The 22,328-nt window shown below is 63.2% G+C and carries 22 protein-coding genes; 11 read left to right on the plus strand and 11 right to left on the minus strand.

What is annotated here, in order from left to right; genetic code table 11:
* Window positions 1–218 precede the first annotated feature (218 nt).
* The 4 genes from AC1Q6J_RS03675 to AC1Q6J_RS03690 all read left to right on the plus strand — a co-directional run bounded on the left by AC1Q6J_RS03675 (window position 219) and on the right by AC1Q6J_RS03690 (window position 3,977).
* A complete protein-coding gene (locus tag AC1Q6J_RS03675; protein WP_492277978.1) occupies window positions 219–878 on the plus strand; it encodes a class I SAM-dependent methyltransferase in 660 nt (219 codons plus the stop codon).
* Window positions 879–920: 42 nt separating this feature from the next.
* Window positions 921–1,733, plus strand: coding sequence for a UDP-2,3-diacylglucosamine diphosphatase (locus AC1Q6J_RS03680; protein WP_492277979.1), 813 nt, complete (start codon window positions 921–923; stop codon window positions 1,731–1,733).
* Window positions 1,733–2,806 (plus strand): glycosyltransferase family 4 protein, encoded by a 1,074-nt coding sequence (locus AC1Q6J_RS03685; protein ID WP_492277980.1) that lies wholly within the window; start codon window positions 1,733–1,735, stop codon window positions 2,804–2,806. Before AC1Q6J_RS03680 ends, AC1Q6J_RS03685 begins: the two co-directional genes overlap by 1 nt.
* 187 nt (window positions 2,807–2,993) lie before the next feature.
* Entirely contained in the window at window positions 2,994–3,977 is a 984-nt protein-coding gene (locus AC1Q6J_RS03690) for a threonine ammonia-lyase (RefSeq protein ID WP_492277981.1), read from the plus strand.
* Between the two features lie 13 nt (window positions 3,978–3,990).
* Here AC1Q6J_RS03690 and AC1Q6J_RS03695 read toward each other — a convergent pair whose 3' ends face one another.
* Window positions 3,991–5,010 (minus strand): hypothetical protein, encoded by a 1,020-nt coding sequence (locus tag AC1Q6J_RS03695; RefSeq protein ID WP_492277982.1) that lies wholly within the window; start codon window positions 5,008–5,010, stop codon window positions 3,991–3,993.
* 189 nt (window positions 5,011–5,199) lie between these two features.
* On the opposite strand from AC1Q6J_RS03695, the gene AC1Q6J_RS03700 reads away from it, so the two are divergent.
* Window positions 5,200–6,333 (plus strand): MFS transporter, encoded by a 1,134-nt coding sequence (locus AC1Q6J_RS03700; protein ID WP_492277983.1) that lies wholly within the window; start codon window positions 5,200–5,202, stop codon window positions 6,331–6,333.
* Here AC1Q6J_RS03700 and dgcA read toward each other — a convergent pair.
* Window positions 6,330–7,334, minus strand: a complete 1,005-nt coding sequence (gene dgcA, locus AC1Q6J_RS03705; protein WP_492277984.1) for an N-acetyl-D-Glu racemase DgcA — start codon at window positions 7,332–7,334, stop codon at window positions 6,330–6,332. The genes AC1Q6J_RS03700 and dgcA overlap by 4 nt on opposite strands.
* Before the next feature lie 137 nt (window positions 7,335–7,471).
* On the opposite strand from dgcA, the gene AC1Q6J_RS03710 reads away from it, so the two are divergent.
* The 4 genes from AC1Q6J_RS03710 to AC1Q6J_RS03725 all read left to right on the plus strand — a co-directional run bounded on the left by AC1Q6J_RS03710 (window position 7,472) and on the right by AC1Q6J_RS03725 (window position 12,116).
* Entirely contained in the window at window positions 7,472–8,605 is a 1,134-nt protein-coding gene (locus tag AC1Q6J_RS03710; protein ID WP_492277985.1) for an ABC transporter permease, read from the plus strand.
* A gap of 171 nt (window positions 8,606–8,776) precedes the next feature.
* Window positions 8,777–9,547, plus strand: a complete 771-nt coding sequence (locus AC1Q6J_RS03715; RefSeq protein ID WP_492277986.1) for an ABC transporter ATP-binding protein — start codon at window positions 8,777–8,779, stop codon at window positions 9,545–9,547.
* A 27-nt stretch (window positions 9,548–9,574) separates the two neighbouring features.
* Window positions 9,575–10,414, plus strand: a complete 840-nt coding sequence (locus tag AC1Q6J_RS03720) for an MlaD family protein (RefSeq protein WP_492277987.1) — start codon at window positions 9,575–9,577, stop codon at window positions 10,412–10,414.
* Window positions 10,415–11,912: 1,498 nt separating this feature from the next.
* The gene (locus AC1Q6J_RS03725) at window positions 11,913–12,116 is read left to right on the plus strand and encodes a hypothetical protein (protein ID WP_492277988.1); all 204 of its coding nucleotides are present in this window, start codon (window positions 11,913–11,915) and stop codon (window positions 12,114–12,116) included.
* Window positions 12,117–12,361: 245 nt separating this feature from the next.
* Here AC1Q6J_RS03725 and AC1Q6J_RS03730 read toward each other — a convergent pair whose 3' ends face one another.
* The 4 genes from AC1Q6J_RS03730 to AC1Q6J_RS03745 all read right to left on the minus strand — a co-directional run bounded on the left by AC1Q6J_RS03730 (window position 12,362) and on the right by AC1Q6J_RS03745 (window position 17,359).
* Window positions 12,362–13,690, minus strand: coding sequence for a serine hydrolase domain-containing protein (locus AC1Q6J_RS03730; RefSeq protein ID WP_492277989.1), 1,329 nt, complete (start codon window positions 13,688–13,690; stop codon window positions 12,362–12,364).
* Between the two features lie 144 nt (window positions 13,691–13,834).
* Window positions 13,835–14,230, minus strand: coding sequence for a BA14K family protein (locus AC1Q6J_RS03735; protein WP_492277990.1), 396 nt, complete (start codon window positions 14,228–14,230; stop codon window positions 13,835–13,837).
* 199 nt (window positions 14,231–14,429) lie between these two features.
* On the minus strand, window positions 14,430–16,103 hold the full coding sequence (locus tag AC1Q6J_RS03740; RefSeq protein WP_492277991.1) for a glycosyltransferase family protein: 1,674 nt from the start codon (window positions 16,101–16,103) through the stop codon (window positions 14,430–14,432).
* Window positions 16,104–16,249: 146 nt separating this feature from the next.
* Window positions 16,250–17,359 carry an ATP-dependent DNA helicase gene (locus tag AC1Q6J_RS03745; protein ID WP_492277992.1) on the minus strand — a complete coding sequence of 370 codons (1,110 nt, stop codon included), beginning with the start codon at window positions 17,357–17,359 and terminating at the stop codon, window positions 16,250–16,252.
* Between the two features lie 192 nt (window positions 17,360–17,551).
* On the opposite strand from AC1Q6J_RS03745, the gene AC1Q6J_RS03750 reads away from it, so the two are divergent.
* A complete protein-coding gene (locus AC1Q6J_RS03750; RefSeq protein ID WP_492277993.1) occupies window positions 17,552–17,944 on the plus strand; it encodes a DUF4345 domain-containing protein in 393 nt (130 codons plus the stop codon).
* A gap of 86 nt (window positions 17,945–18,030) precedes the next feature.
* Complete coding sequence (locus AC1Q6J_RS03755) at window positions 18,031–18,189, plus strand: hypothetical protein (protein WP_492277994.1); 159 nt, start codon at window positions 18,031–18,033, stop codon at window positions 18,187–18,189.
* On the opposite strand, the gene AC1Q6J_RS03760 is transcribed toward AC1Q6J_RS03755, so the two are convergent.
* From AC1Q6J_RS03760 to fliG, 5 genes are all read right to left on the minus strand, one after another.
* The gene (locus AC1Q6J_RS03760) at window positions 18,190–18,633 is read right to left on the minus strand and encodes a hypothetical protein (protein ID WP_492277995.1); all 444 of its coding nucleotides are present in this window, start codon (window positions 18,631–18,633) and stop codon (window positions 18,190–18,192) included.
* Window positions 18,634–18,776: 143 nt separating this feature from the next.
* Window positions 18,777–20,153, minus strand: coding sequence for a sigma-54-dependent transcriptional regulator FlbD (gene flbD / locus AC1Q6J_RS03765; protein WP_492277996.1), 1,377 nt, complete (start codon window positions 20,151–20,153; stop codon window positions 18,777–18,779).
* Between the two features lie 68 nt (window positions 20,154–20,221).
* Window positions 20,222–20,575, minus strand: coding sequence for a flagellar motor switch protein FliN (fliN, locus tag AC1Q6J_RS03770; RefSeq protein ID WP_492277997.1), 354 nt, complete (start codon window positions 20,573–20,575; stop codon window positions 20,222–20,224).
* On the minus strand, window positions 20,572–21,231 hold the full coding sequence (locus AC1Q6J_RS03775) for a FliH/SctL family protein (protein ID WP_492277998.1): 660 nt from the start codon (window positions 21,229–21,231) through the stop codon (window positions 20,572–20,574). The genes fliN and AC1Q6J_RS03775 overlap by 4 nt, the downstream gene beginning before the upstream one ends.
* Entirely contained in the window at window positions 21,231–22,328 is a 1,098-nt protein-coding gene (fliG, locus tag AC1Q6J_RS03780; protein WP_492277999.1) for a flagellar motor switch protein FliG, read from the minus strand. Before fliG ends, AC1Q6J_RS03775 begins: the two co-directional genes overlap by 1 nt.

Consider the following 22,328-nt stretch of genomic DNA (forward strand, 5'->3'; position numbering starts at 1 on the left):
GCTGTGAGGGGCGAGACCAAAAGCTCACCTCGCGCGTGGCGCGAGAACGATCGCGCGTGTCTTTGGTTGGCGCGAATGGGGCAAACCCCATGCGCGCATGCTGTTTGACAATTGAATCGGAAACCTGCGGCGCTTGTCGCCTGTTTGTCGTACTCCGCTGCTAATCGCCAATAAGTGAAACAAAATCTGATTCTTCAGACCCGCTTACTGGAACCGATATGAGTTCGACCGACCTCGACAAATCCATTGTTGAAACCGCCTATGCCCGCTGGGCGCCGATCTACGATGCGGTCTGCGGTCCGGTCATGGTGAAGGGGCGGCGCGCCGCTGCGGCCGCTGCGCGATCAATCGGCGGGAAAATTCTGGAAGTCGGCGTCGGCACCGGCCTGTCGTTCGACGATTACGACCGTAGCACCGAGATCACCGGCATCGATATGAGCGCGCCCATGCTCGAGAAAGCGCGGGCGAAGATGGCGAGCGGCAAGTATCCGTTCGTCAAGGCGGTCCATCAGATGGACGCTCATCACATGACGTTCGATGATGCGACGTTCGACTGCGTGGTGGCACAGTTCGTGATTACGCTGGTCGCCAATCCCGAACAGGTGCTGTCAGAGTGCCACCGCGTGGTGAAGCCGGGTGGCCGCATCATCCTCGTTAACCATCTCTATTCGGAAGTCGGCGTCGCGGCGGCTGTCGAGCGCTGGGCGGCGCAGAAAACCCGTGCGCTCGGCCTGCGGCCTGAATTTCCGTTCGCGCGCCTTCAGGCGTGGGCGCAATCAAACGCAAGCACGGCCCTCGTTGAGCGGCGCAAGGTTGCGCCTTTCGGCATCTACACACTGGTTTGTTTCGAGCGAACTGTCAGCTCGCAGGCTGCGTAGTCCGTCATCGGACTGTCATGCGATTCTGATAAGCGCTCGCCTATGGAAAGACAGGCTATGAGCGACGGTAGTCCAGAACGACGCTTTCGCACTTTGTTTATCTCCGATGTCCATCTCGGAGCCCGCGGCTCGCAAGCCGACCGCCTTCTCGACTTTCTTCGCTGTCACGACGCCGACACCATCTATCTGGTCGGCGACATCATCGACGGCTGGGCGCTGAAGTCGAACTGGCACTGGCCGCAATCCCATAACGACTTTGTGCAGAAGATGCTGCGCCGGGTCCGCAAGGGCGCCAAGGTGATTTACATCCCCGGCAATCACGACGAATTCCTGCGCTCGTATTACGGCACGCATTTCGGCGGCGTCGAGGTTGTCGAGACTGCGATTCATGAAGGCGCAGACGGCAGGAAATATCTCGTCATTCACGGTGATATCTTTGATCTCGTCGTACAGAACGCGCGCTGGCTCGCGCATCTCGGTGATCGTGCCTACGATTTTGCGATTCAGATGAATCGTCTGGTCAATGCGTTCCGCAAGCTGTTCGGCCGTCCTTATTGGTCGCTGTCGCAGTGGGCCAAGCTGAAAGTGAAGAACGCCGTCAATTACATCGGCGCGTTCGAGCAGACGCTGGCAGGTGAAGCCAAGCGTCATGGCGCTGACGGTGTGATCTGCGGTCATATTCATTACGCGACGATCCGGGAAGAGAACGGCATTCGCTACATGAACTGCGGCGACTGGGTCGAGAGCTGCACGGCGCTGGTCGAGCACGAGGACGGCCGCTTTGAAATCCTGACCTGGACCGATCCGGTGCGCCGGCCGCAGACTGCGCCGCGCGTCACGGCGCAGGCCGCCTGATGCGTATCCTGGTCGCGACCGACGCGTGGCACCCGCAGGTTAACGGCGTGGTGCGGACGCTGACCAAAATGGCGGAAGCAGCTGCGTCGATGGGCGTCGAGGTCGAATTCCTGACGCCTGAATCGTTTCGGACAATCTCGCTGCCGAGCTACGCCGATCTGCACGTCGCGTTGCCGCGGCCCGGCAAGATTGCGCGCATGATCGAAGAGGCGCAGCCCGACTACATCCATATCGCGACCGAAGGTCCGATCGGGATTCTGGTGCGGCGCTATTGTCAGAAGAACAAGGTGCCGTTCACCACCAGCTTCCACACCCGGTTTCCCGAATACGTTTCCGCGCGCTTCCCGATCCCTGAATCCTGGGTCTGGGCGGCGCTGCGTTACTTCCACGGAACCAGCGATGCGGTGATGGCGGCGACACCGGCGCTCGCGGAAGAATTGCGCGGGCGCGGCTTCCGCAATGTGGTGCTGTGGTCGCGCGGCGTCGATGCCGAGCTGTTCCGGCCCCGCGATTTCGATCTCGCCCTGCCGCGCCCGATCTTCCTCTCGGTCGGCCGCGTCGCGGTCGAGAAGAACCTCGAGGCGTTTCTGGATCTCGATCTGCCCGGTACCAAGGTTGTGGTCGGTGACGGCCCGGCCAGGGCTGAACTTGAGCGCAAATACCCGGACGCGGTGTTCCTCGGCACCATGCAGGGCGAGGCCCTCGCCGAGACGTATTCCGCCGCGGACGTGTTCGTGTTTCCGAGCAAGACCGACACCTTCGGTCTGGTGTTGCTTGAAGCGCTCGCCAGCGGCGTCCCCGTCGCGGCGCTGCCTGTGTCAGGTCCGCTCGATGTAATCGGCGACGCGCCGGTTGGCGCATTGAACAACGATCTGCGCGCGGCGTGCCTGGCCGCGCTGGAAATCCCGCGCGAAGCCTGCCGGGAGTTCGCCGCGTCCCGGAGCTGGGGCGCATGTGCCCAGGCCTTCATCGACAACGTGACGCGTGAGCGCCCGCCTCAGGTCAAGCGCCGCTGGCGCCGTCGTCTCGCCCGCCGGCTCCGTCTGACATCGGAATCCGTGCCCACCACATAGTTTCCGTCATCCTGAGGTGCGAGCCGTCTTCGGCGAGCCTCGAAGGATGACGGGCCATGAAATGCCGTCGCCCTTCGAGGCCTCCGCTTCGCTTCGGCACCTCAGGGTGACGGCGCATTGTCAATGATTTGAAGGTGCGCGGCTCAGTCGATCTTGCCGGGACAAGCAGGCGCGCTATACATGCGCCATGACCCCTTATGTTCTCCCCACCAATGCCGATGTTGAAGCCGCCGCGCGCGTTCTGGCGCCTGTCGCTGTACGGACCCCTCTTGTGAGGTCGCCGTCGCTTGATGCACTCGTCGGCGCGCGCGTGTTCCTGAAACCCGAGGTGTTGCAGCGAACGGGCTCGTTCAAGTTCCGCGGCGCCTTCAACAAGCTGTCGTCGATTCCGCAAGCCGCACGAAAGGCCGGGGTCGTCGCGTTCTCGTCGGGCAACCACGCGCAGGGCGTCGCCGCTGCGGCGCAGATTCTCGGCATGCCCGCGGCGATCGTGATGCCGTCCGACGCGCCGGTCTCCAAGATCGAGCGGACCAAGAGTTACGGCGCCGAGGTCATTCCCTACGATCGCGACAAGGAAGACCGCGATGCTATCGCGCGCGATCTTGCGAGCAAGCGCGGCGCGACGGTCGTTCCTCCTTACGATGATCCATGGGTAATCGCGGGGCAGGGCACCGTCGGCCGCGAGATTGCCGAGGATCTGGCGGCGCTTGATGTCGCACCGGACATCGTGTCTGCGCCGGCGTCGGGCGGCGGGCTGATGGCGGGCATCGCGCTCGCAACGAAAGCGAAGTTTCCCAGTGCGGGGCTGGTCACTGTCGAGCCTTACGGTTTCGACGATCACGCCCGCTCGTTCAGCGCGGGCAAGCGCGAACCGCATCGCGCCGTGGGCCGCACCATCTGCGACGCGTTGATGGCCTCCATTCCCGGCGAGATCACGTTCGCGGTCAATCAGAGGCTCGGTGCGCAGGGCGTCACGGTGACGGACGATGAAGTGGCGAAAGCAGTCGGGTTCGCGTTTCGCGAACTGAAACTCGTTGTCGAGCCGGGCGGAGCGGTTGCGTTGGCGGCGCTTCTCGCAGGGCATCTCGACGCCAAAGGCAAGACCGTTGCGGTTGTGCTGTCCGGCGGCAATGTCGATGCGGATCTCTACGCGAAGCTCATTCAGTCTTAAGGCGGGATCGGCCTTAGCTGAAGAACGCGATCCTTTCGGCCTGACTCATCCGCCGGATCGGCGCCAGCGGATCGCTGCGCGGCGTCGCGGGCCTTGCGATAATTCCACTGGCGATCAGGCTCTCACCGAGCGATGCCGGCGCGGCCATCGCGATCTCGGGCACGATCTCCAGAACCGGTTGGGGCTCTTCCGGCATGATTTCCAGATGCGCGGCCACGATCGGCCCGGAATCTGCGATCTCCTCGGCTGGAGCAGACAGTTTGATCGACGGACCTTCTTCCGCCTGCAGCGTCGTTTCGACCGCCATCTCAGGTGATGCGGCCTCAGGTGCAACCGCTACGTCGAACAATTCCTCATCGGCAGCGGCAATCTGCACGTCATCGGAGGCCTCGATAGGAGCCGGGTCGACGATATGGAGTGCCGCAACGGGTTCGTCCTCGGCCTGGAACTCCATCGCGGACGGAGCAATGGCCGCGATCTCGCGCGCAGCCTGATCGAAGGCTTGCAACACGCCGTCCCGCATGCCGCCCGTCGCGACATGATCGCAGGCGGCGTTGATCGCATCGACCTGAGACTCGAGCAAAAAGCAGATCCGCCCGTCGGCGCCGGATTCGCGCAGCCCCCACGCGATCTCGCGGATCACCCGCGCGCATTTGCGCGATGGCGCCAGGGATTCCTCAAACGCCGCGCCCGAGAGGGCTGCGGACACGCTTTCGCGGGCGGCAGCCACGATGGCTTTGACCGCAGCCATTGCCTCAAGCAATTCGTCCGAAGGCGGTTCAACCGCCGGCGGTTCGCTCGCGGCTTGCTGTCGCTGCTCCTCTTTCTGGGCGGCGAGCGAGCTTTCGATGCGGGCGACGGCCTCAAGCACCATCGCGGTGTCGGCGTTGCGGTTGCGCCTTGTGTATTCGTCCAGAAACCAGCGGCCGCGCGCGGTCTCCAGAAACGCTTCGCGAATAGCCTCGAAGTCCGCGTCCGTCGGTGACGCGGCGCGGGCTGAGATTGGCGACAGGGCGAAGGCTTCGTTGGCCATGAAAACCTGTAGACGGAAACCTGTAGGACAGAAACGTGTTGACGTGATCCACACGCAAAAGCGATGTCCAGATACGCCGAACACGCGCTAGATAAGAGTCACCACGAACCGCAGCGAATCGCAATTCCCTTGCTCACCAGCGAATCACAAAAGCACCCGGCCGGGCAATCCATCGCTCGCCGATTTGCCATGCGGATCAGCCTGTTTTACGCCTCGACTTTCGGCATCATCGGCGTCCACCTGCCGTTCTTCCCGGTCTGGCTGAAGGCAATCGGCGTCGATGTGTCCTGGATCGGATTCATCACGGCTGCGCCGTCGCTCTCCCGTTTCACGGTCCTGCCGTTCGTCACGGCGACAGCCGAGCATCGTCAAATCCTGCGTGGGACCATGATCGCGCTCGCTTTCATCACGGCCGTCGGCTTCGCCGTGTTGGGGCTGCTTCGCGATCCGCTCACGATCCTGATCGTGTATATGGTGATCGCCTGCCTCTGGACGCCGCTCAGTCCGCTGACGGACGGTTACGCGCTGAAGGGTGTCACACGCTATGGGCTCGACTACGCGCAGATGCGGCTATGGGGGTCCGCGTCTTTCGTGGTGTTCGCGATGGCTGCGGGCCTTTTGTTCAAGGTCATCGATCCGCAGAGCCTGATCTGGATCATCGTGGCTGTCGCGCTTCTTAGCGCGTTCGTCGGTCTCGGCATCGTCCCGCTGGACGCGCCGGCGGCCGGTACGGTGCCGCAGGGGCGTGCGAGCGGGCTGCTTCGCAAGCCGCTGTTCCTCGCCATCATCGGCGCCTCGGCCCTGATCCAGGGCAGCCACGCCGCCTATTACGCGTTTTCCTCGATCACCTGGCAGAACGCCGGCTTCGGTGGATTCACCATCGCGGCTCTGTGGTCGCTCGGGGTGGTCGCTGAGATCGTGGTGTTCGCGATCTCGCCGCGCCTCACGCTGTCGCCGACGGCCATGGTCCTGATCGGTGCAGTGAGCGCGGTGGTGCGCTGGACTATCACAGCGCAGGAGCCGCGGATCGAGGTGCTCACGGCGGTGCAGGTGATGCACGGACTGACCTTCGGGATCACGCAGGTCGGCACCGTCGCTCTGATGGTCCGCAACGTGCCCCATCATATGCTCGCCAGCGCGCAGGGCTACATGGTGGCTTCGCAGGGGGCGGTGACCAGCCTGACCATGATGCTGTCCGGATTGATCTATGCGCGGGTCGGCGAGGGCGTCTACTACGCGATGGCCGTGATGGCGTTCGTGGGTGGCCTCGTCATGGTCGCCGCGCGCCAGCGCCTCGATGCGCACCAGGTGGTGACGGACTAACCCCAGAGCTCGACGCTCGGCGGATAGACCGTGCTGCCATCATAACGCAGCCCGTTGTCGCGGTCCTTCGCCAGCAGCAATGGTCCGTCGAGATCAATCACTCGCGCGCCCTGCGCGATCATCAGTGCGGGCCCCATCGCCAGCGATGTGGCGACCATGCAGCCGACCATGAGGTCAAATCCAAGCGCCTGCGCTGCCTCAGCCATCGCCAGCGCTTCGGTGAGACCGCCGGTCTTGTCGAGCTTAATGTTGATGGCGTCGTAGCGTTCGCACAGCCCTTCCAGCGAAGCGCGGTCATGCACGCTTTCGTCGGCGCATACCGAGACGGGCCGCTTGATGCGCGCCAGCGCCTGATCGTGTCCGGCGGGCAGGGGCTGCTCGATCATGGTCACCCCGGCGGCGGCGCAGGCCGCGAGATGCCGTTCCAGATTACCGTCGGTCCAGGCCTCGTTGGCATCCACGATCAGTTCGGCGTCCGGCGCAGCCTTCCGCACGGCCGCGATCCGGGCCTCGTCGCCGTCGCCTCCGAGCTTGATCTTGAGCAGCGGGCGACGGGCCGCCTTGGCGGTGGCTTCTGCCATGCTCTCAGGTGTCCCCAGCGAGATCGTATAGGCCGTGGTCAGCGGGCGGGGTTCGGGACGTCCGAGCAGCTCCCAGATGCGCTTTTTCGTCACCTTGGCCTCAAGGTCCCACAGGGCGCAATCGAGCGCGTTGCGGGCGGCACCAGGCTTCATCCGCAGTTGCAGCGCCTGCCGGTCCAGCCCGCTGCCAAGCTCATCCTGCATGGCCCGAATGGCCTCCAGTGTTCCCTCCGGCGTTTCGCCATAACGGGCATAGGGAACGCACTCGCCTCGCCCGACAAAGGCCTTACCATCACGGCTTTGGCGACTTACCTCGGCCACAATCACCACGGCTTCTGTCTTGGCGCCCCGGCTGATGGTGAAGCCGCCGGCAATGGGCCAGCGCTCGATCCGGGCGGCGAGTTTCAGCGATGGCATCATTTGTGAAATCGTTTTTCGTGGTGGCGGGCTTGCCCAGATACCGCAATTGTGGCTCTTAGTCATATCCCCGTACAGTTTGTTGGCATCGTGATAGGTTGCTTAGTCGACCGGACGCGGAATCGGCGCAGGAGTTGGGCTTGAACGGCAATCCGACATTAGAGCAGGTGCCTGTCGGCGCAGGTCTCGCGCTGCGCGCGGCTGGCCAATGGACGGTCCATCACGCGCCCGACCTGGAAAAGATCGTCGAGGATACCGAACGGCTGACCGGTCGCCCCGGCAACATTGTGATCGACGTGTCGCAGGTCTCCAATCTCGACACGTTCGGGGCCTGGCTGATCGAACGGCTGCGCCGCAGCCTGACCCAGGGCGGCGTCGAGCCCAATGTCGCCGGCCTGTCCGCCAACTACGCGAGCCTCGTGAACGAGGTCCGCCAGGTGAAGCCCGGGATTGTCCATCGCCGCAGCCGGCAGACCCTGACCGGGATGCTGGAAGGCGTCGGCCGCAGCGTGGTCGAGGTCGGCGGTACGCTGGTCGGCCTGATCGGTATGCTGGGCGCGATCCTCAACGCCCTGTTCCGGGTCATCCGTCATCCGACCAGTTTCCGCTTCACGTCGATGATTCATCACCTCGAACAGGTGTGCTGGCGCGCGGTGCCGATCGTGGTGCTGATTACGTTCCTGATCGGCTGCATCATCGCCCAGCAGGGCATCTTCCATTTCCGCAAGTTCGGCGCCGACGTGTTCGTGGTCGATATGCTCGGCGTGCTGGTGCTCCGCGAACTCGGCGTGCTGCTGGTGGCGATCATGGTCGCCGGCCGCTCGGGCAGCGCCTATACGGCGGAGCTCGGCTCGATGCGGATGCGCGAGGAAGTCGATGCGCTACGCACCATGGGTTTCGACCCCACGGAAGTGCTGATCCTGCCGCGGATCGTCGCGTTGATCGTCGCCATGCCCATTCTGGCTTTCCTTGGCGCGATGGCCGCGCTGTATGGCGGCGGACTTGTCGCCTGGGGTTACGGCGGCGTGCAGCCCGACGCGTTTCTGTCGCGCCTGAAGGAAGCCATTTCCATCAATCATTTCACGGTGGGCATGGTGAAGGCGCCGTTCATGGCGCTGGTGATCGGCATCGTCGCGTGTGTGGAAGGTGCCGCGGTCAAGGGCAGCGCCGAGTCGCTCGGCCAGCACACCACGGCATCAGTGGTGAAATCGATTTTCTTCGTCATCGTCATGGATGGCCTGTTCGCGATCTTCTTCGCGACGATCAATATCTGAGGTGGCCTAGTGATCCAGTTCTGACATTCGTACAATATCCTTCGCGATCACTATTACGAATGTCAGAACTAAAGGATCACTAGAATTATAAAGTGCTAGTGTCCTTGCGAATTCGACGTTCGCGAAGGGGCGCGCGGCAAAATGAAGCGAACGTCGAATTCGGGACACTAGATGGCGGCTTATTCCGACGATGCGATCATCCGGGTGCGCGATCTCTCGGTGAAGCTGAACGAAAACCTCATTCTCGATCACCTCGACCTCGATGTCCGGCGCGGCGAGATCCTCGGCTTTGTCGGCGCATCGGGCGCGGGCAAGTCCGTTTTGACCCGCACCATCATCGGTCTGTTGCCCAAGCTCGCCGGCACCATCGAAGTGTTCGGCGTGGACATGGGCAAGGCCAATGAGGATCAGCGCCGCGCGGTCGAGCGCCGCTGGGGCGTGCTGTTCCAGCACGGCGCGCTGTTCTCGTCGCTGAATGTGCGGCAGAATATCCAGTTTCCGGTTCGCGAATTCATGAACGTGTCCGAGCGGCTGCTCGATGAAATCGCCATCGCCAAGCTCGCCATGGTCGGCCTCAAGCCTGAAGTCGCCGACCGGTTTCCGTCGGAACTGTCGGGCGGCATGATCAAGCGCGTGGCGCTGGCCCGCGCGCTGGCGCTCGACCCGGAGATCGTGTTCCTCGACGAGCCGACATCCGGTCTCGATCCGATCAGCGCCGGCGAATTCGATCAGCTTGTGATGACGTTGCAGCGTACTTTGGGGCTGACCGTTTTTATGGTAACCCATGACCTCGACAGCCTTAAAACCGCCTGTAACCGGATTGCAGTGTTAGGGGATCGCAAGGTTCTCTTGGTAGGCACGATGGACGACATGCTGGCCTCGCAGCATTCTTGGCTGCGGGCCTATTTTCATGGCAATCGCGCCCGGGCCGTGATCGCGTAATTAATTTGCGTATTTGGAGTTAAGTCGATGGAAACAAAGGCAAATTTCGTCCTGATCGGGGCGTTTACGCTGGCGGTGGTCGCCGCGGCGTTTGGCTTTGTGTTCTGGTTCCAGAACCTCGGCGCGGCCGCCCAGCGCGTTCCGCTGCGCATCGTGTTCGAGGGCGCGGCCTCCGGCCTGCGCACCGGCGGCAATGTCAACTTCAACGGCATCAAGATCGGTGAAGTCACCTCCATCAAACTCGACGATCCCAAGCGCGTGGTCGTGATCGCCAACGTCGACAAGAACGCTCCGATCCGCAAGGACTCGCTGGTCGGTCTTGAGTTCGCCGGCCTCACCGGCGTCTCGTCGGTCTCGCTCAAGGGCGGCTCGGTCGAGGCGGGCGGCGTGCCGGTCGCCGAAGACGGCGTGCCGACGCTGACCGCCGATCCCAATGCGATCCAGGATATCGGCGAAGCGGTGCGCGGCGTGCTCCAGAACGTCAACAGGCTGGTCCTTGAAAACCAGGAGACCCTGCACAACAGCATGACCAACATCGAGGCGTTCTCGAAGAGTCTTGCTGCCAACTCCGCGCGCATCGACAGCATCATGGCCGGCGTCGATGGCCTGATGGGCGAGAAGGGCGAGTTGCAGGCCGCCGCGAAATCGTTCCGCGAACTGGCCGACAATCTCGACAAGCGCTCCGCCGGCTTGATTATCGACGGCCGCCGCACGCTGGCCGACATCAGCCGCGCGGTGAACAACTTCGACCGCAACCCGACCCGCGTGCTGTTCGGCGCCAGCGGCCGCGACGCGGCTCCAGCCCAGTCTGCTCCGGCTGCAACTCCGGCCCGAAACCCCGTGGATGCCCGCGCGCGGCAGCGGTAAGGGGCTGCGCGCTTCGCCCTGTTCTTATAGGTCGCGAGCGGGCGAGGGTACTTGCGTCCATGTGCAATCTCTCTCCATGTCGTCCCCGCGCAGGCGGGGACCCATAACCACCGAACGTCGTGATGGTGGCGAGAAGATCGCTCCGGCATCTCCCCTCAAATCGAGGACTCAGGGAGTATGGGTCCCCGCCTGCGCGGGGACGACGATTGGAAGTGATGCAACGGCGTGCGCTTCATCGAATTCCTGATTCAATTGTCAAACAGCCACGCGTCGTCGCTCTCGCGCATGATTGCGCGAGTTGATCCCTTGGTCTCGCCCCTCACAGCGCGCGCGAGGCCTGCCTCGTTCGCGCCCCTGACGAGGGGCATGGAGCGCCGCGAGGCGCAAATGTGTTGTCTCGCTTCCTCTTGCGGTGAGGAAGCGCATCGCCTCACGGCGCTCCACAGTCAGGTTTGCGCAGTCTGCGCAAGCTTGACTGCTATTTGGCGGCGATTTTTGGCGAGGGGAGCGTGCTTCCGGGACAGGACGGACGCTTTCACGCCCCGATCCGGCGGCTTTCGCCGCGTTCGTACCTGTCCGCGTCCAGCCACTGAAGGCAGAGCCACGTAGTTGGCCCGGACGCTGACCCCAGCCTCCCGGACGACGTGTGTGCGAGACACGCGCGCAGGCGCCGCATCCTGCTCCGCTTCACAAGCGCCCTCGAGAAGCGCCCCTCGCGACCAGGACGACAAGAATATATTCCTATGTAAAAGAATGTCAAGTATCGCGTCATCCTGAGGTGCGAGCCGCGTTTGCGGCGAGCCTCGAAGGATGCACGGCAGAGCGCGCGGACGTCCCCGTCCTCCTTCGAGGCGCGCAAGAGCGCGCACCTCAGGATGACGATCACGCGTGTTGAGACATTACGCACAATCTCACCCACGTCGTCCCCGCGAAAGCGGGGACCCATACTCCCTGAGCACTCGATGCTGTCGCGATAGCGGGTCAACTCTTTCCCTGATTCTCAGCGAGGAAGGTGGTTATGGGTCCCCGCTTTCGCGGGGACGACATCGCGTGTGTGGCGCTGTCCCGCTTCATCCGGGCTACGCTTGATTACGCATGCTCAATATTACCCTCCGTCATTCCGGGATGCGCGCACACTTGCGAGCGAACCCGGAATCCACAATCACTCACGAGATGTCCGCGTCATGGATTCCGGGTTCGCGCTTCGCGCGCCCCGGAATGACGAAGGGAGGAAATCGCGCTGCCGGTCAGGCTTCGGCGCGCCCCGGAACGACGGAGGGAGGAAATCGCGCTGCCGGTCAGGCTTCGGCGCATCCCGGATTGACGGGCAGGGAAATTGCCGCACGCCGGGCTACGGGTTCTCACGGTGGGTAAACCGGACCGGCTCTTGACATCTCGCCACCCTAAAGAACAAATAGGGAACATGAAGATCAGACCGCGACTCGCCGGGCGATGTGTCCGGTGTGCCGAAATCTCTGCCAGCATCGGAGAGCCAATCATGTTCACACCGGCCACCCAGCAGGACATCGACCGTTACGACCGCGCTGTAGACAGCGCGATCGCGACCTGCGGCGGCGATCTGCGCGGCGCGCTCAAGGCGCTGATCATCGCCAATGAATTTCTCGAGGAGGAGTTGCGGCAGATGCTGGATGCGGTGTCCGCGCACGCCGTGAGCATCACGCCGCGCCGGGATGTGGCCTAGCGCAGTCGCGAGTCGAAATGGTGGGTTCGATGCTCTGTCTTCCCTCTCCCCTTGTGGGAGAGGGTGCTGAGCGGCGCAGCCGCGAAGCGGGTGAGGGGTATCGATGTTGACGACAGGTCTAACCCCTCACCCGGCTCGATTTCGTTTCACTCAATCTCGCCACCCTCTCCCACAAGGGGAGAGGGGAAAAAGGAAGTGCCGCGCCGTTTCCTGGATTCGCTGTGCCAGGGCGCATTAGACTGCGCCTACTTCATCAGCTCCTTCGCCAGCGCCATGTACATCGGCAGCGAGACCGGATCGTTGGCGGCGTTGGCCGCCATCGGATGCGAGGCGTAGCGGGCGACCACCATCTCGGCGGTCGGATCGACATAGATGCTCTGGCCGTAAATGCCGCGCGCCGTATAGGCGTTATGCTCGTTGTGGGTGATCCACCACATGTCCCGATAGGACCAGCCTTTCAGCAGTGTGTAACCGGCCTTGGCGAAGTCGTCCTTCTTGCCGCCCTGTGTCACGTCGGCGACGGCGGCTTCGGGAATGACCTGCTGGCCGTTGAACTTGCCCTTGTTGCGCATCATCTCGCCGACGCGTGCGAGGTCGCGCAGCGCGGTGTTGAACCCGCCGCCGCCGGATTCGGTGCCGACGCTGTCGACCATGAAGTAACCGTCCTGTTCGGCGCCGAGCTTCGACCAGATTTCCGACGACAGCAGCGCGGCCAGAGACTGGCCGGAGGCACGCTTGACGATCCAGGCCAGCACTTCGGCGTTCGCGGTTTTGTAGGCGAAGGCCTGGCCGTGTTCGCCTTCCTTGTTCAGCTTGACGAGGAAGTCGTAGAAGCTGCGCGGTCCCTGATAGCCGGGAGCGATGGGCATCATGCCGCCGGCGCGGGCATAATCGAACACCTCGGCGTTGGGATCGGAATAGTTCTCCGAGAACTTCACGCCGATGGTCATGTCCATCACCTGGCGCACCGTGGCGTCGCCATAGGCGGTGTCCTTCAGTTCGGGCACATACCTGGTGACGGGGGCCGCGGGATCGAGCTTGCCGTTTGCCGCGAGCACCGCCGCCAGCGTGCCGACAAAGGACTTCGTCACCGAGAACGCGATGTGCGGCAGCTGCGGGCTGCCTTCGCCGAAATACTTTTCATAGACGATCCTGCCCTTGTGCAGCACCACGATGCCGTCGGTATAGGTCAGCTGCATCGCGTCGTTGAAGGTGATCGCCTTGCCGTCCATCGTCGTCATGGCGACGCCGCCGAGATCGCGTTCGGCGCGCGGCAGCGGCACGACGGGTCCTTCGCCACGCGAGACGGTCGCGGTCGGCACCAGTTCGCGGAAGTGGCTGAACGACCAGCGCGTGTTCGGGAAGCGCGACGACGAGCCATCGATAAAGCGGATGGTCTTGTCCGGCGGCGGCGGAAAACCCTGCATCATGCCGAGCGTCTTCGGATCGGTCTGCGCCGCGGTCGGAAGCGGCTGGGCGGTTTGCGCATCCAGTCCAGTGGAAGGCAGCATGTTCACTCCCGTAAGCGTAAGCAGGACAACGGCATATCGTGCGGCGTGGGTGCGGATGATCATGGCATTTCCCCGGCAATTATTCTTGTTGGCGGCGAAGCCTAGCCGAGCGATGCGCGGCTCGCCAGCCATTGCGGCATCAGGCCAACAAAAAACCGCGAGATGGATGTCTCGCGGTTCTGATGGTGATCGCCCAGGGGCGAGAACCTACGGGCAAGGATAACGGTTGCCGTCGTTGTTGAGATAGGTGCCCGACGCGGGATCGTAGGAGCGATAGCGCTGCGAACAGTAAGCGTGGTTCTGCTGGGCCTGCGCCTGCGACGACGCAATGGCGCCGCCGATGATCGCGCCGGCGGCGAGACCGATGCCGACACCCGCTGCCGTGCTGCCGTAGCCGCGGCGATAGTACCCGCCGCGATAGCCATAACGGGGGCCGTAGCCGTAGCGGCGAACGGGATAGTACTGCACGTTCTCAACATTGCCTGAGGTCGCGCCGGACAGCATTGTGCTGTTCATCAGCGGCGCCGCGGCTGCGGGCTGCGAGACGGCGAGGGCTGCCGAACCGGCAAGCAGAACGGCCGCGAGAAGTTTTGCTGTTCGCATATCTTTTCCTTTTCTTGGCATTTCAGGTGGGGATGCGTCGAAGACGCGGCGTTGCGCGGGTGAATGATCGCGGAGGCGGATAAACGGTAACCCTTCGCGGCGCGAAGCGTTCCCGACTATCGCGCCTATTTCACGAAACACCGGTTAATAATCAACATCGAATGCCGCATATCGCGCGCGCAGCCGTTCAAGCGGTACTTTATTCCTCGCGCTCTCGCACGGCGCGGCGATCCTTGATGACGCCGATGGTCACGCCCAGGCGCTCGATTCTGCCGATGACCTTGCCGGCGAGGACGCGGTCGCAGTTCATGTGCGTCGGCGCGATGTAGAAATCGGCGAAGCGCCAGTCATACATCTTGAGCCATTGCAGGTTTGGCCGCGCATACTCTTCATAAGAGACGCGCTCGCCGCACACCGCGACGCGATAGATGCTGGTCTTCGCGGTGGCGGGTTCGGTGCGGTCGAGGAAGTCGTGCAATTCCTCGACGGCCTCCGGCATGATGTTGACCCAGTAGTCGGTGACGAAACGCCGCGACGCGCCTTCCAGCCCGCCGACGAGCTGATTGTAATAGAGGTACTCGTAAGGGTGCAGGTTATACAGCTTGCCCGCCGTCCAGGTGTAGCAGGTGGTGACGACGGCGAGCCAGACCACCACGGTGCCGCGGTGAAATCCCGCCAGCGCGCCGACCGATGCGCTGAGGCCGATGCCGGCAAGCACTGCGATGGCGGGAAACACGAACAGGAAATGGCGGCAGCCGTCGAGCGCCGGTCCTTCCGCGGCGACCTGGCACGCGACCGGAAAGATCGCGGCGAAGGCGACGATGCCAACTTCGCGGCGGCGCCCGCCGCTGAAACCGCCGGCGCGCTCTGGAAGCAGAAGCAGCGCCAGCGCAAGCAGCACTCCGCCGAGCGTCAGCAGCGGCAGGCGGATGGCGATGTAAGTCGGCACGTAATAGCGCGGCACCTCCGCCATCTCGTAGGTCTGGCCGAACAGAATGGTGCGGATGTGATAGTGGAATTCGCCGAACGACATCAGCCCGCGGATCGGATTGAGCGGCGACAGAGCGGCCCATGGCCACGTCACGGCCATGATGAGATAGGCGATTACCAGCGCGGGCACGAACCACAGCGCCGATCGCATCACGAACCGGGTGCGCTCCTGCCAGTGGCCCATCACCGGCCGGGGCACGTTCATCAGGATCACGAGGCCGAAATATCCGACCAGAAGCAGGCTCAGCGATTTGGTGCCCAGCGCCGCGCCGGTCATGATTCCGAAGCCGATCACATCGCGCATGCGCGGCGTCGGCAGGTCGCGGCTGGCGCGGATCAGGAAGTACATGGCGCCGGCCATGAAGGCGGCGAGCGGAATGCCCTTGGTGTGATTGAACATCGCGCCGTACCACGAGCCGCACAGCGTCAGCGCCACGATGGTGAAGAAGGCGGCGCGCGGCGTCGCGATCAGCCGCGTGGTGGCGGCCGCGGCGCCGATGCCGCCGATGCCGATCAGCGCGCACAGCAGATGGCGCAGTTCATACGGGTCGACGGGGACGATGTAGCTCATCCCGAGCCCAAGGAGGTCGAACAGCCCGCCGTAGAGATAGAGGTTGTCGAGCTTGAACAGCGACTGGTCGGTGAAGCCGCTTTTGTAATAGGCGACGATCAGTTCGCCGTAGCGGTGCTGCACGCCTTCGTCATTGGAGATCGCGTAGTCCTGGAAGGTCCAGATCGCAAGAATGACAAGTGCCGCCAGCGCGGCGCAGGAGGCGATGTCGTATGGGCTGTATTGGCCGAGCCAGCGGGCGCACCGCTTCAGCAGGCTGCCAGCGAGATCGCGGCCGGAAATATCCAGCCCGCCACTTACTGAATCGGTCATCCCCCGGCGTTCCTCAGCCCGCGTGCGCCATGCCCCCACGGCGAAGCCGGCATCTGCGGCCGGCTTGGGTTGACCATAGGTGCTAATGCGAGGATTGCTCAAGAAAATTGCATTTTGCGATGCGAAATGGGCATCGGCAAAAAGTATCAGACAACCACCGTTAACCGTTTCGCGGCGCGGGTGATGCCGGTGTAGAGCCAGCGGGCGCGGCTGTCCTGGAAGGCGAAGCTTTCGTCGAACAGCACGACGTCGTTCCACTGCGAGCCCTGGGACTTGTGGACGGTCAGCACGTAGCCGTAGTCGAACTCGTCATAGGGGCGGCGCTGTTCCCACGGAATGTCCTCGATGCCGCCGCCGAAGCAGTCCTGACGCACCGAGACCTTGGTGACTTTCGCGCCGAATTCCTCGTCCGGCGACAGCCGCATGGTGAGGATCTTCGACTTCGACGGCGTGCGCGACTTCACCCGCCACAGCCCGCCGTTGAACAGCGCCTTCTTGCGATTGTTGCGCAGGCAGACCAGCTTGTCGCCGGCCACCGGCAACGGATCTTCGATGTTCTGCTTCTGCCGAACCCGCATGTTGTAGGCGCGCCGGGTGTTGTTGCGGCCGACAAGCACCTGATCCGCCGCCATCACGCGATCCGGATCGAGCGCGTCGCGCCGCACGACTTCGCTTTCGCCGAAGGTGCCGAGATCAAGCGCGCGCCCTTCGCGCACGGCCATCGACATCCGCACGATCGGATCGTCCTGCGCCTGACGGTGAACCTCGGTCAGCATCGCGTCGGGTTCTGCATCGGTGAAAAATCCGCCGCCCTGGATCGGCGGCAACTGCGCCGGATCGCCCAGCACCAGCAAAGGGCAATCGAACGACATCAGGTCGCGGCCCAACTCGGCGTCCACCATCGAACATTCGTCGATCACGATCAGCTTGGCCTTGGAGGCGGGCGCGTCGTCCCACAATTCGAAGCTCGGCTGCTCCTCGCCGGATTCGCGGGTGCGATAGATCAGCGAATGGATCGTGGAGGCGTTGTCGCAGCCCTTGTTGCGCATCACCAGCGCGGCCTTGCCGGTGAACGCGGCGAATTTCACGTTGCCGTTGACGCCGTCCGCGATATGCCGCGCCAGGGTGGTCTTGCCGGTGCCGGCAAAGCCGAACAGCCGGAACACCGGCGGCGTGCCGTTCTTGCCCGGCTTGGCCTTGAGCCAGTCGGCGACGGCGCGAAGCGCCTGATCCTGATGGGGCGTGAAGGTGGTCATCGTGATGTGCTGGATACTTTAAATGAAGCCCTGCGCAAGCGGATAAGGTGCCGCAAGCGGAGCGCATATGCATAGCTGACTCGCGGCCTTTATGACGACAAATAATGCGGCGTTTCGCGGCGAACGTCTGTCGCCATCGCCGCTGCTTCTCATATATGGTTCGGCTGAAGATCCCAAATCAACCGGTGCGCCATGGAACGGCTTTTTCTCCAGCTTGCCACTGCTTTCAGCGCGCTGGTGCTGCTCGGTCTCGGGCTGTGCGGCGTGATCCTTGGCGTGCAGTTCCTGCACGGTATCGGCACCATCACCGTCGATAACTATTTCCGGCTTGTTTCGGGAATGCTGATCGGAATGGGGTTCGTGCTCCTGATCTCCATTCCCCATGCCGAACGCCACAGCGAACGGTTTTCGATACTGACGCTCATGATTGTTCTGGGCGGGTTGGCGGAACTCTATTCCGTGATACTCCACGGCATTCCGAGTATCGGCACGTTTTTCGGCCTGTTCATGACGTTGATCTACGCGCCGCTGCTGTGGCTGCTGCAACGGCATGTCGCCAAACGCGCCGCACTGGATGCGCGCTGATGATTTTATTTAGGTCTGGAGCGGATCGGACTTTTTCACCTCTCCCCGTTTACGGGGAGAGGTGAAGTGGGCGCAGAGTCCATGCCATGATCATTCTCAAGCGCATTGTTGTTACGGTGATCATCGCATTCGTCGCCGTGGTGTTCGGCCTGTTCGCCTACAACTTCTATCTTCGCTCCACGGCGGGTGACGATCCCGCGCCGCCGGTGATCTATGAGCGCTCCAACCGGCCGTCACGCGCCTGACTAGAGCGGTTTTATCATCTCCAAGACGTTCAAACCACCGGAGTGGATAACCGGACTTCCGTTAGGTGCATTTCCGGTATCAAAAATATGCTCCCGAAAGCCCGCGCTGGCCTTTCCACCGAAGGTGGTGAGTGACTGTTGGTAGTCTACCCAAAGAGGAAGCCGTCCAAGATGAGATAGAAAACTTCCTACATTCACCCACAACTGCTCCGGAAATTGATACTGAAATAATTTTTCAGCTCGAACATTCTTGCCATTGTTCTGAAAATAGTTCTCCACCACTTTGCTTATGAAGGGTAGCCACGCGCCAGTCCATCGGTGCAGGACATCCGCAACGGCGTTGCCGCGCTGGCCGAGGTCTGCCGCAAGGAATTCGGTGTGCCCAGCCGCAGCGCGAATGTGGAGCGCAAGGCGAGGGGATAGCGTCGGTCGTAGTCTCTCCACGTCGTCCCCGCGAAAGCGGGGACCCATAACCACTAGATTTGGTTACGTGACGCGATCGTCCCGCGGTCTTTCTGAAAACTCAGGGAGTATGGGTCCCCGCTTTCGCGGGGACGACAACTGTCGTGTTGCTGGCCATCGCCCGACTACGCCGCGGCGACGCCGCGCAGTTCGCCGGAGCCCGGCGGCGGGATCGGCTGGCCGTCGTCGGCATACTCATTGAGCTTGTTACGCAGGGTGCGGATCGAGATACCGAGGATGTTCGCCGCATGGGTGCGGTTGCCGAGGCAATGCTTCAGCGTCTCGAGGATCAGGTCGCGCTCGACATCTGCCACGGTGCGTCCGACCAGCGCGCGGGTCACCTGCTCGGCGGCGAAGGTCGCATGCGCTACCGCCGGCGGCGTCTTCGTCGTGTCGAGACGGTCGCCATCCGGCGAGAGAATGGCATCGGGGCCGATCTCGTCGCCGCTCGCCATCAGCACCGCGCGGTGCATGGTGTTTTCCAGCTCGCGGACGTTGCCCTGCCAGCGGTTGGTGGTGAGTACGCGGCGCGCTTCGGCGGAAATCGGACGCAGCGGAACACCATTGGCGTCGGCATATTTCCTGGCGAAATGCTGTGCCAGTTCGAGAATGTCGGCGGGGCGGTCGCGCAGCGCCGGGATTTTCAGGTTCACGACGTTGAGACGAAACAGCAGGTCTTCGCGGAATTTGCCTTCCTTGACGGCGTCGGCGAGGTTGCGGTTCGAGGTCGCGATGATGCGGATGTCCACCGGCACGGGGCGGGTGCCGCCGACGCGGTCGATGACGCGTTCCTGAATCGCGCGCAGCAGTTTGGACTGCAGCCGCACATCCATTTCCGAGACTTCGTCCAGCAGCAGCGTGCCACCGGTGGCTTCCTCGAACTTGCCGATGCGGCGGGCGATGGCGCCGGTGAACGAGCCTTTCTCGTGGCCGAACAGTTCGGATTCCAGAAGATGCTCGGGGATCGCCGCGCAGTTGATCGAGATGAACGGCTTGCGCGCGCGATTGGAGCGGGTGTGGACATAGCGCGCCAGCACTTCCTTGCCGGTGCCGGATTCGCCGGTGATCATCACCGAGGCGTCGGAGCCCGCGATCTGCTGCGCCAGCTTCACCACACGGGCCATGGCGTCGTCGCGGTAAATCAGATCGCGCGAATCGTTGGCGACGGCGGCGAGGACCGCGGCGATCAGCTCCGGATCGGGCGGCAGCGGGATGTATTCCTTCGCGCCGGCATGGATGGCGGCGACCGCTGCGCGCGCATCGGTGGTGATGCCGCAGGCGACGATCGGAACATGGATGTGTTCGGCCTCGAGCCGGATCACCAGATCGCGGATGTCGAGGGCGACATCGACCAGCAGCAGGTCGGCGCCCTTGCCGCCGCGCACCACACGCATCGCCTGTTCACTGTCCTCGGCGTGGGTCACCGTCGCGCCATTGTCCATGGCGATCTTGGTGGCGGTGGTGAGCTGGCCCTTCAGTGTGCCAACGATGAGAAGCCGCATGGTGGTCTCCTGTTATTAAACCTTGCAAGTGGTCCGGGCCATTTTCGACCTCGGTTTTGTCAAACGGGTCAGGCGCGTTCCGCCTTGATGATTTCAGTCATGGTGACGCCGAGCTTGTCCTCGACGAGAACGACCTCGCCGCGCGCGACCAGCCGGTTGTTGACGTAGATGTCGATGGATTCACCGACGCGGCGGTCCAGTTCGAGCACGGTGCCGGGGCCGAGCCGCAGCAGGTCGGCGACGTCCATCTTGGAGCGGCCGAGGACGGCGGAGACCTGAACCGGAACGTCGAACACTGCCTCAAGATCGGCGGCGATGCGTCCGACATGATCGTCATCGTCGTAATAATTCTGATCGCCGGCGACCGGCGTATCGGCGGCGTTGAGATCGGGAAGCGGGACGGGGCTGTCTGTGTCGCTCATGGCAGATCCTTTGGTCGCTCCTCATGGCCAGGAAGGCCGGCCTGATTGCGGGACGCCAGATAGCGCCCGACAAGTTCGCTGATTTTCGCTTCGATGGTGGCGCGATCCAGCGTCATGCCGCCGTCGGCCCATTCGATCTTGCAGTCGCCGGTGGCGATGTCCGGCTCGGCCAGGATCACGAGCTTTCCCTCGAAGCCGTTACGCTTCGCCAGTTGCTCGACCTGCGCACGCGCGGCGTCGTACAGTGCATCGTTGATCCGCACCACGATGTGCGGGGTCGAGGTCAGGTGGCGGAAGCAGTCGCTGACCAGCGCCATGACTTCGGTGAGCGGCTCGGCGGCGATCATCTCGGTGCAGAGCTTGCGGGCGACCGAAAGCGCGACATCGATGGCTTCGGTCTCCATCCGCTCCTCGATGGTCGAGAAACGGCTGGCGATGGCCCTGATCGAAATTCCGATTTCCTCGAGCGCCAGCGCCGCGCGCCGGTCGCTTTCCGCCTTGGCTTCGTGGCGGGCGGCCTCGTAACCGGCGCGGTAGGCACGCGCTTCCGCGTCCGCGATCTGCTGGGCGACCTCGGTGGCGCTCGCGGCGCGTTCCTTGGCGACGTCCGGCGCTGCGAAGTCGAGATCGAACAGGAATTTCGCGGGTGCGCCCATCAGTACACCAGCTCGTCGTCAGCACGGTTTTTCTGCAACATGATTTCGCCCTTGGCCGCGAGATCCTTGGCAAGGTTGACCAGCAGCGCCTGCGCCTCGTCGACATCGCGCAGCCGCACCGGGCCCGCCGCGGCCATGTCGTCCAGCAGCATCTTGGCGGCGCGGCTCGACATGTTGCCCATGAAGAAGTCGCGCACGGTTTCATTGGCGCCCTTCAGCGCGATACCCAGCTTGTCCTTGTCGACATGGCGCATCAGCGTCTGGGCCGATCCGGCGTCGAGCTTGACGAGGTCGTCGAAGGTGAACATCAGCGCCTTGATGCGCTCCGCGGCCTCGCGGTTGTCCTCTTCCAGCGAGGTGATGAAGCGGGTTTCGGTCTGGCGGTCGAAATTGTTGAAGATTTCCGCCATCACCTCGTGGGCATCGCGGCGGCGGGTCTGCGACAGGTTCGACATGAATTCGACGCGCAGGGTCTGTTCGACCCGCTCGATGACTTCCTTCTGCACCGCTTCCATCTTCAGCATGCGGTTGACGACGTCGAGCGCCATGTCCTCCGGCAGGATCGCCAGGACGCGCGCGGCATGCTCGGGCTTCAGCTTCGACAGCACCACCGCGATGGTCTGCGGGTATTCGTTCTTGAGGTAGTTGGCGAGAACTTCCTCCTGTACGTTGGAGAGCTTCTCCCACATGTTGCGGCCGGCAGGACCGCGGATTTCGTCCATGATGCCGTTGACGCGGTCGGAAGGCAGATATTGCTGCAACAGCCGCTCGGTGGCATCGAAAGTGCCCATCAGCGCGCCGGACGCCGACATCCGCGACACGAATTCGAGCATCAGGTCTTCGACCACGTCGGCTTCGACGGTGCCCAGCGACGACATCACCAGCGACAGTTCGCGCACCTCGTCGTCATCCAGCATCGACCAGACCTTGCCGCCGTACTGTTCGCCGAGCGCCAGCATCATGATGGCGGCGCGCTTCGGGCCGGACATCGGCTTGCTCTTGGCGCGGCCGCTCTGGCGGCTGGCCAGCGTGGCGACGACACCGGCGATGTCGTTGGTGTTCTGGCTGTTGCTGGTGAGTGCGGGTGCGTTTGCCAT

It is taken from the genome of Afipia sp. MLSD5-FHT05B12 (assembly GCF_058793355.1).